The organism is Bacteroidales bacterium (assembly GCA_029210725.1).
Lineage (GTDB): Bacteria > Bacteroidota > Bacteroidia > Bacteroidales.
On record JARGFM010000055.1, the window covers coordinates 1 to 9,653 of the forward strand.

Genomic DNA, 9,653 nt, shown 5'->3' on the forward strand with positions numbered 1-9,653 from the left:
ATTTTGACCTCCCGGCCTTGTCCATTGCAGAACTCTACAGGGAAAGATGGAAGGTTGAGTCTTTCTTTTATGGAAAGCTTTCCATAATTTCTTCAAATGGATCAAACAACACCTGCATATCAAGGCATTTTACGGGACCAGCCAAAACGCTGTACACTGTCAAATTTGGATTGCAGTATCCACGTACCTGTTGATTGCCATTGCAAAGAAAAAGTATGATTTGGCGATTAGCCTGTACACATTTGCTCAAACATTGGGTCTTACTCTGTTCGAAAAGACCCCTATCAAAGAACTCTTTAACGATAAAAACGTAATCAAAAATCTGTCCGATGAGAACCAATTATCATTGTGGGATTCTTAACCGGACACTAGTGAAAACCATGCATAGTGATGCTCAGCTTTGAAGCATGATCTTTCTGCTGTTTCCACGTTCGCCCATGCAGGCATCCACATTTTCAAGTACGTAAGAAAAACCGGAACCGGTGTTCTGTATGACCGGTAAAGTTACCCATAAATATTAGTTATGGGTAAATTCGCCTGGGTGCAGGGTATCATGGATTTTTTCTATGAGATGATTTCGCCTCCCCAGAGTTTGTCGAGGAAGAGGCTCCAGGGCAGCAGGCTTGCATTTCCCATTTGCCTGGATAGGGATCGGTGCTTACCAGGATGAGCTTATGAACCCGGTACTCTTCAGCAAAGCTTTTTAATCCCTTCAGATGACGGTGGGTGATTTGATCGCTTCTTTTGACTTCAATGGCAACTTCATTCTCGCCCAGCACAAAATCGATCTCTACCTGGGATGCTGTTCTCCAGTAACTGATTTCGTAATGCAATCCGGAATACCGGCTATGTGCATAGAGCTCTTGATAGATGAAGTGTTCGAACGAGCGGCCGAACAGTTCGCTGCCTTTTTCAATGAACCCGCGTTTCAATAAATAGTTGGCCATGGCAATATCGAACATAAAAAATTTGGGTGACTGAATGACCCGGCGTTTGGGTTTTTTCCGGTAGGCCGGAAGGAACCTTCCTATAAGGGTTTCTTCCAGGATATGGAAATACTCTTTAATGGTAGGAGCACTGACCCCGCAGTCTGCTGCAATATTACTGAAATTGATGACTTCTTCGTTTGAGAATGCTGCAGCTTCAAGGAACCTGGAGAAGGTCTGGATATTCCTTGTCCTGGCTTCAGCCACTATTTCATCCTGAAGATAGCTTCCGATATATGCTGAGATCAGGGGTGCCGGCCCCCCAGAGAAAGGTACTCTCCCGGCCCAGATCACGGAATGTTTGCTTTCGAATATACATGATAATCTAAAGTAAATATCGTTTAATCCAAATAACTCAAAGCAAACAACGTTTTTAGCTCGCGGTTGGAAAGTTCACCCACCCATTTCTCACCGGTGGAAACAGCCAGGTCGGCCAGCTCCTTTTTCTCCCTGAGCATGGCATTGATCTTCTCCTCGAAGGTGCCCTGGGTAATCAGGCGGTAGACCATCACATTCTTGTTCTGCCCGATCCGGTAGGCCCGGTCGGTGGCCTGTTGCTCCACGGCCGGGTTCCACCAGAGGTCGTAATGGATCACATGGCTGGCAGCGGTCAGGTTCAGGCCGGTACCTCCTGCTTTAATGGAAAGTAAAAAGATCTTCTCCCGGGCATCATTCTGAAAGCGCTCCACCAAAGCATCGCGCTTTTTGCGGGTGGTTCCGCCATGCAGGAACATGCTTTCGGTACCGAACCGGTCCCGGATCATCTCTTGCAGGATCAGCCCCATCTCCCTGAACTGGGTAAATATCAGTACCTTTTCGTTGTTCTCCACGATATTGTCCAGCAAGTCGAGCAGCATGCCGGCCTTGCCCGATAAATCGGGTGAAGGGTCGCTTTTTTTGAGGTACTGGGAGGGATGGTTGCATACCTGCTTCAGAGCCATGATCAGTTTCAGTACCATCCCCCGCCGCTTGATACCCGCCTCCTTGCCTTCCGGATCGATCCCTTCGATATCGGCCATCAGGGTATTCAACACCCCCTGGTAGAGCGCTCCCTGTTCCTTCACAAGGGTAGTCATATAATCGTTCTCAATCTTTTCGGGCAGATCGCTGATAATGCTTTTATCGGTCTTGAGCCTGCGCAGGATAAAGGGGGCAGTGATCTTTAAGAATCGATCGAGCTGCTTTTTATCCCGGTTTACCTCTATGGGAAAAGCAAACTCTTTTGTGAATTTCTTCAGGTTCCCCAGGTATCCTTTGTAGATGAAATCGAAGATGCTCCAGTATTCCGACAGGCGGTTCTCCACCGGGGTGCCGCTCATGGCAATCCGGATACCTGACTTCAGCATCTTCACCGCCCTGGTCTGTGCGGCATCTGCGTTTTTTATATTTTGTGCCTCATCAATGATCACCGCACCCCATCTTTTTTTCGATAAAAGTTCCTGGTCGCTGCGTGTAACGCCGTAACTGGTCAGGATCACATCTGTCTCTTCATTCAGGGTCCGGTTTGGACCGTGGAAAAAGGTAATAGATATGCCGGTACTAAACTTCTCAAATTCCTTCTGCCAGTTGGTAAGCAGCGTGGTAGGTACCACGATTAGTACCTGTCGCGAATCAAAAGCTCCTTCTTCTTTCAGCTTCAGCAACAAAACAATCACCTGCAGTGTTTTTCCCAGTCCCATGTCATCGGCAATGATGCTTCCAAAACCAAGACTGGCATTTTTGTATAACCAGTCAAAGCCTCTCTGCTGATAGGGCCGCAGGCGGGCATGCAATCCCCTGGGAAGATCGATCCGCTCCCCGCTCAGCATCTCGTCGATCAGTTTCCGGGTGGTTTTGTCCATTTGCACCTTCTCTCCATTCCATTCACCTGTAAAAGCAGCCTGCAGCAACTGCTTACGGTCCATCTTTCCGTCCTGCTGCTGAATCTGCTCCATCAGTGTTTTCAGGTCTGTCGTGTTCAGGTAGAGGTACTGATCTCGTATCTTAACGACTCCTGAAAGCCCTTGCACCATCCTGAAAAACTCGCCGGCATCCATCAGGGTGTCTCCCAGGGCAATCTTCCACTCGAAGCGGAGGATCTTTTCCAGGTTTAGCAGCGATCGTTTGTTTACCCTGCCCGAGGAAGAGAGCGCTACAGAAACAGCGGGGCGGACCAGGCTCTTCAGTTCTTCCGGAAGGAGTACCCGGATCCCGTATAGCCGGATCACGGGTAGAATGCGGAAAATGACATGGGCAAACTCATCCGGGGTATAGACCGGGATATGCCGGCCGGAAGTGGAGATGATGAACTCCAGCTCGGGAAGTGAAGGAGTCAGCAGTTCGATATTGCGCAGCACTTCGTACCTCGAACTGCTGTATTCAGGGAGGGACATTACATCGGCCAGGGGAATCGCTTTGTTTAATGGCCGTTTACTCTCTTCCACCAGCACCTTCAGGCCAAATCGGTCCGAATTCTCCTTCTCGAATATCTCCAATACCGGCGAAAAATCCTGTCGGGTAAGGTACAGCCTGTCGATCCATCGCTGAATGGAAGCGGGGATCTCCCCATCCCCTGGCAGATCAAAACGGTAGGCGAAGCTATCCATGAAGATCCGGTGAACCGGGTCGAAGTGCTTCTGTGAAACAGGCACGGCATCCCGGATAAACCGACCAATGAAGTATGAGACCAGGCTTTTGAGCTGTTCAGAGTTTGAGGGGGTTGCGGGGGCCTCTGCCTGAGTTATGGAGGCCTCTGCCTGAGTTATGGAGGCCTCTGCCTGAGAAGTTTCTGTCTGGGACGCTTCTGCCTGAGTTATGGAGGCCTCTGCCTGAGAAGTTTCTGTCTGGGACGCTTCTGCCTGGGACGCTTCTGCCTGGGACGCTTCTGCTGGTGGGAAAGCTGCAGACAGGCTTCTGAAAATTTCATCCACCCTTTGATCTAAAACGGCAGGGATCCATCGCACGGTATAGCTTCCATTTGCGGTGCGGATTAGCTGGGGGATAAAGGAAGATGTCTCCGCGAGTTTCCGGCTGTAATGATATACCATATATACCAGGGTTAGCCCGGGCATAAGACGGTGGACCTGCCTGGCATGGATCTCTGACAGGAAGTCCAGCAGTTGATCTTCTCTGAGCCGCCACGTGCCGTCCTCGTCAGCGGTATTGTAAACCTTCCATGCCCCGCCTGGTTCCCCGTGCACCCTGCAGGAGGTCAGGCGGCCGGCCTCATCCAGGCTTATGGTCAGCCCCTGGTAGCGCTCGAAGTGTTTGGAGCGTGCATCCGGTATGCCGGGCGAGCCGGCATTCATCATATTCTCCCTGGTGATCCTCCTGGCTAATTTACGGTAGAGCTTATCCAGGACCTGTTTAAAATCCTTCGAATAAAACACCGGCTTTTCCGGGAGCAGCGAGAGTAGCTTCTCGCGCATATCTTCCAGCACCGAAAAATCGATCTCTTCCAGAGCCAGGGTAAGCTCGCTCCGGTAATCCTCCGCGGGTTCGGCCACAGCCAGGGAAGCACGATCGGGAATGGTGACGGTGTCACTGATGGCTTCGATCCCGATGCTCCGAAGCTTTTGGATGATATCGTAGCCGTGGAGCTTGAAAATCAGGAAGGGATTTCGGTCAATCTCATTGGCCATCACATTGATCACAGCCGCCAGGTGTTTGCAGGGTACGGCTATATCGGGACAGGAGCAATCCATATCCAGATCGTTCCACCGGCCGGGAAATAGGTGGATATGATTTGCCTCTGCCATGGTATACAGGCTTTCGGGCAGCTCACGGTTCAGGAGCTTCGAAAGCAGCAGGGGATTGTTCAGTATGGTGTCTGTCAGCGTTTTCTTCTCCCTGGGTGTAAATGAGGGGATTCCCACACGCACCTCATAGGGTTTCCTGCGGGTACCCTGCACGCTGGCGATGATCCTTTCACCCTGCACCCGGAGATCTTTCACAGCTCCCTTGTTGGCATAACTCCGCCCCCTGGGCAGACGGTTGGAATAGTCGATATATGAGAGGGCGTTCATCCATTTGGCACCCCACCAGGTTTGTCCGTATTTCACAATTCTGTTTTGATTATAATTTTCTTAGGTCAGTAGGTTGAGCAGGGATGCCGGAATTCTCCATATGCCCTCAGGATCACCTTCCTCTTCCACAGAGATGGTCTTGGTATTGATTCGGAGCACACGTCCGGTCCGGTAGATCCCCTCATTGTCGTGCCATGAAACGCGGTCGCCCGGGTTGAAAGCGGCATTGGCCCTGAGCCTTTGGAGATCGTTCATAATTTTGATCCGTTTGACAATCGCACGGTTCAACACGATGAGTTCCTCTTTATTCAGTTTATCCAGGATGCTTTCGGCCTGCTGAAGAAGGTCTTGTGCTTGCATGGGGTAAAAATAAAATTTTCCGGTGAAATTCAGGAACTTCCGGGGCAGTGTTTTCAGCATAGATTTTTGAGCCGGCCAGGTGCTATGGTTTTCTGAATTCTCGTTCAGTTCGCTGTATTTCCCGGCATGCAAAAAATCAGAGCACACCAAAGGATTTAACTGATTTTTCTCTTTTAATTGTATTCACTTGACGGGTGGGGGGGGGCGTTAATGGAAAAAAATCCCACTTTAGGATTCCCGGAGGTTCTTGCAGGAAGTTCCGACAAGAAACAAAACAGGCAGATTTCCACCTGGGTTAAAAAGGGAATGATCAGGAAGATTGCCCCGAGACTATATTCACCGAATTTTGAAGATTCTCCCGGGGACATCATACGCTGCAATCTGTTTGAAGTGCTTTCTTTGCTTTACCCGGGAGCCCTGTTAAGTCATCGTTCAGCCTTTGAGTTTGAGCCTACCGGGGCCGGGCACCTGTTTTTGACACACTCTTATACCAAAAAAGTACCTCTTCCGGGTGTTACGCTTCGTTTCCTTGAAGGACCCGGACCTCTTGAAGGAGACCGCTTTTTTAGCGGACAGCTCAGAGTATCTCAGGAGGCAAGGGCCTTCCTGGAAAATCTGCAAACTGCGAAAGGAGCCGGGCCTGCATCCAAATGCCTGCCATATCCCATGATTGAGGAGATGCTGGAAACAATGATACGCCTAAGTGGTGAGGAAGCGGTCAAGAGGTTAAGGGACCGGGCCAGGGAACTGGCAGATGTTCTTGGAATGAAAAATGAATTCAATCGTCTGGATGCATTGATTGGAGCCTTATTAGCAACAAGGGATACAGGGATACTGACCACTCCGGGAGGAAAAGCCAGGGCAGGAGGTGTGGCCTATGATCCTGCCAGGGTGCTGCTTTTCCAGGATTTATTCAGGGAACTGGAGGCCATGCACTTTCCATTAAGAGAAGAACCCAACAGCAGCCGGAAGGCCTTCAGAAATTTTGCATTCTTTGAGAGTTACTTTTCCAATTATATTGAAGGAACTGAATTTGAGCTGGACGTGGCCAGGCAGATTGTTGAATCAAATACTCCTCTGCCTGCCAGGAATGAGGATTCGCAGGATATTTTAGGAACCTATCAGCTTGCCTCGAATCGTGGTCTGATGTCTGAATTACCCGGGTCCGGAGAGGAATTACTTTCCTTATTAAGGGAGCGTCACAGCATCCTGTTGCGGGCACGGCAGGATAAAGAACCCGGGGCCTTCAAGCAGCGGAATAACAGGGCCGGTAATACGGTATTTGTCGACTGGAAACTGGTGGAAGGCACCCTGATCAGGGGCTATGAGATTTACCAGGCCCTGAATCACCCGTTTAAGAGGGCTGCATTCATGTTGTTCCTGATAAGTGAGGTCCATCCCTTCATTGATGGAAACGGACGGGTGGCGCGAATTTTGATGAACGCAGAACTGGTGGCAGCCGGACAGGCAAAAATTCTGATACCAACCGTTTACCGGGACGACTACCTGGGGGCACTCCGCAAGCTGACCCGCCGGTCCCTGGCAGATCCTTATGTCAGAATGCTGGAACGGATTCAGGAATTCAGTATGACCGTAACAGGAGAAGATTTAGATCTGATGCAGGAGCATCTGCTGAACTGCAATGCCTTCCAGGAACCCACAGAGGCCAGCCTGCACTTTTAATCATCTTGAAGCGTTTCAGCGGCATTCCAATGGCATTCCGCATGCTTTCATTATTCCTTCGCATTTCTAATGAAAACGAATTTGCATTACTAATGCAAATATTATACCTTTGAAAAAAGGTATCGTGATGTTAGAATCGGAAATACAGGAGGTGCTGGATTATCAGATGGAATCCATTCAGGAAATTCCGGAGGGAACCCCCAGGGAAGTAACTGATGATTTGGAATTAACAGATCATCATGTCAGAATATTGACCGGTATCAGAAGATGTGGTAAGAGCACGGTATTGTTACAAATTGCCAGGAAACATTCTCGTTTCAATTATTTGAGTTTTGAAGATCCTCGTTTATCGACTTTCGTGGTGAATGATTTTTTCAAGTTGGAGAAAATATTTGGCAGGGCCGGTAGTTCGGAACTGTTCTTTTTCGATGAAATCCAAAATGTGGATGGCTGGGAGAGGTACGTAAGGGTGTTGCATGATAAAAAGAAGAAGGTGATTGTCACCGGATCGAATGCAAAAATCCTGAGTAAAGAATTGGGCACAAGCTTAACCGGACGCCAGATTTCTCTTGAGGTTTTCCCGTTCTCCTACCTGGAATATCTTACTCATTTTGATTTAAATGCCGGGATAGAATCATTTTCGGGCTATTTTCAAATGGGAGGAATGCCTGAATTCCTCAATACCAAAAACAAGGATGTATTACTGAATTTGTATAACGATTTGATTTATCGCGACATTGTTGTCAGGCATAGTTTACGTAGCCCGAAAATTGTGAGAGAACTTGGTGTCTATTTGGCAAGCAATATCGGGAAGGAGTTTTCTTATAACAATTTGTCCAATATTTTTGAACTGGGTTCCAGCAATACCATTGCTTCATACATTTCTTATTTTGAGGATGCTTACCTGTTCTTTGCTGTACCACGTTTTAGTTTTTCTTTAAAACAACGGGCTAAAAATCCAAAGAAGGTATATGGAATCGATACAGGATTACTCGCCCTTCTCTCCATGTCCTTCTCTAAGGACCAGGGCAGACTGTTGGAAAACCTTGTTTTCATACATTTCAAAAGGTTGGGCAAAGAAATTGCTTACTACCGGCAAAAAGGCGAGTGTGATTTTATCGTTTCAGTGAGTAAGAAGCTTGAAATGGCAGTCCAGGTTTGTTACGATTTAAACGCGGATAACCTCCCCCGCGAAGTAAACGGTCTGGCTGAGGCTTTAAAAGAGTTGGATTTATCCGAAGGCTTTATTTTCACCTTTAAGCAAAAGGATGAACTGGAAAAGGATGGAAAAACAATCCACGTTATTCCGGTTTGGGAGTGGATGGCCTTCGGCCTGAGTGATTGAAAACAGAATCAGGGACCATGCACCGTGAACTTCGATGTTCCCCTCTGCGCAGTTAATTCGCTGCTGTCATGGTACTGTGAAATCCGTAGGAAGAGTACGAAAATGTAAGGTCATAAGCCGGCGCGAGCTGCCATGAGGTGGTATGCATATTCAATTTTGGCGATTTCATCTAATTCAATCCGGTGGCTAAGAAATCTGAATTATACCGGAAGTAGATTTTTTGTTCCGAGCGTATCAATTCACCAACTTCTTGCCTTTGTTCCTCCATATGAAGTGAAACAAGTAGTTTGCCGACTGCCTTCATGGTCTTTATTGATTGGTGAAGAGCTTCTTAACTTCATCAAGTTCGGCCATCTCCTTCTGGGAAAGACGAAGCTTTTTGCGTATCAATTTGTTCCTTCAAGTCCGCGTACCTCCCAGCTGTCTTACCACGACCGGATCTTTGATAAGGTGGGTGTCGGGGGGAAGATTGTTTTTGATCAGACCGATATCTTCAAATCCACCCTTTTTATGGGGACCTACACCTACCAGGTGGATATCACGGAAGAGCATCTCCTGAATTTCGGACTCTCGGTGGGGCTCTATGGCAATTCCATTAACCTGGGCAAGTATTACAACGATCCCGATTATGCCGAGGATCCGGTACTGGCCTACGGGGTGGAACAGTCGAAGGTGAAATTTGCCAGCGATTTCAGCATCCTGTACCGCTTCAGTGGTATCGAAGCGGGCATCCTTTTTTCCAATATCATGTTTGGAGATGCACAATATTCGGATCAGGATCTGACTTACAAACCGATGAAGAACTACCTGGGACATGTGGCTTACACCTATGGCTTTAATGAGAACTGGACTGGCAGGCCCTTCCTGCTGCTTCGCGGTGGTCAGAATATTCCCACCCTGGTCGAATTTGCCGGTCAGGTCATCTACGGGCAACGCTTCTGGGGAAATGTGATCCTCCGGTCATCTGGCGTATACGGCGTCGGAATTGGTGCTGAAGTGCTGGATAGCTTCCGGTTTAACTACTCCTTTAATTTTAGCAGCAGTGTCGCTCTGAGAACCTTCAGCAGTCATCAGTTTACACTGGGGATTAATATATACAGCGTCCTGGGCATGTTCCGGAAATAGTCCCTGGCTTGCCTGCATCATGACCTGATCGTCCGGGAACTCCTGCCGCAAACTGCGGCAGGAGGAAAATATCCTCCTGTTTTCATCACTGTTTTCGGAGTGATTTATTGAAACTGAGAAAATCAGTATTTTAGGTGCTTGATTTTTACA

Annotated in this window: 6 protein-coding genes and 1 pseudogene; 4 read left to right on the top strand and 3 right to left on the bottom strand. The window is 48.4% G+C overall.

The window, feature by feature from the left end:
- Positions 1-361 (top strand): annotated as a pseudogene (locus P1P86_16330) (transposase).
- A 190-nt stretch (positions 362-551) separates the two neighbouring features.
- On the opposite strand, the gene P1P86_16335 reads toward P1P86_16330, so the two are convergent.
- The 3 genes from P1P86_16335 to P1P86_16345 are packed head-to-tail and all read right to left on the bottom strand — an operon-like array spanning position 552 to position 5,350.
- Positions 552-1,280, bottom strand: a complete 729-nt coding sequence (locus P1P86_16335; protein MDF1576754.1) for a DUF4143 domain-containing protein — start codon at positions 1,278-1,280, stop codon at positions 552-554.
- A gap of 47 nt (positions 1,281-1,327) precedes the next feature.
- Positions 1,328-5,026, bottom strand: coding sequence for a DEAD/DEAH box helicase (locus P1P86_16340; GenBank protein MDF1576755.1), 3,699 nt, complete (start codon positions 5,024-5,026; stop codon positions 1,328-1,330).
- Positions 5,027-5,050: 24 nt separating this feature from the next.
- Complete coding sequence (locus tag P1P86_16345) at positions 5,051-5,350, bottom strand: hypothetical protein (GenBank protein ID MDF1576756.1); 300 nt, start codon at positions 5,348-5,350, stop codon at positions 5,051-5,053.
- A 210-nt stretch (positions 5,351-5,560) separates the two neighbouring features.
- Between P1P86_16345 and P1P86_16350 the strand changes: the two genes are divergently transcribed.
- From P1P86_16350 to P1P86_16360, 3 genes are all read left to right on the top strand, one after another.
- Complete coding sequence (locus tag P1P86_16350) at positions 5,561-7,033, top strand: Fic family protein (protein MDF1576757.1); 1,473 nt, start codon at positions 5,561-5,563, stop codon at positions 7,031-7,033.
- 220 nt (positions 7,034-7,253) lie between these two features.
- Entirely contained in the window at positions 7,254-8,378 is a 1,125-nt protein-coding gene (locus tag P1P86_16355) for an ATP-binding protein (GenBank protein MDF1576758.1), read from the top strand.
- Between the two features lie 312 nt (positions 8,379-8,690).
- Positions 8,691-9,503, top strand: a complete 813-nt coding sequence (locus tag P1P86_16360) for a PorP/SprF family type IX secretion system membrane protein (protein ID MDF1576759.1) — start codon at positions 8,691-8,693, stop codon at positions 9,501-9,503.
- Positions 9,504-9,653: the final 150 nt, after the last annotated feature.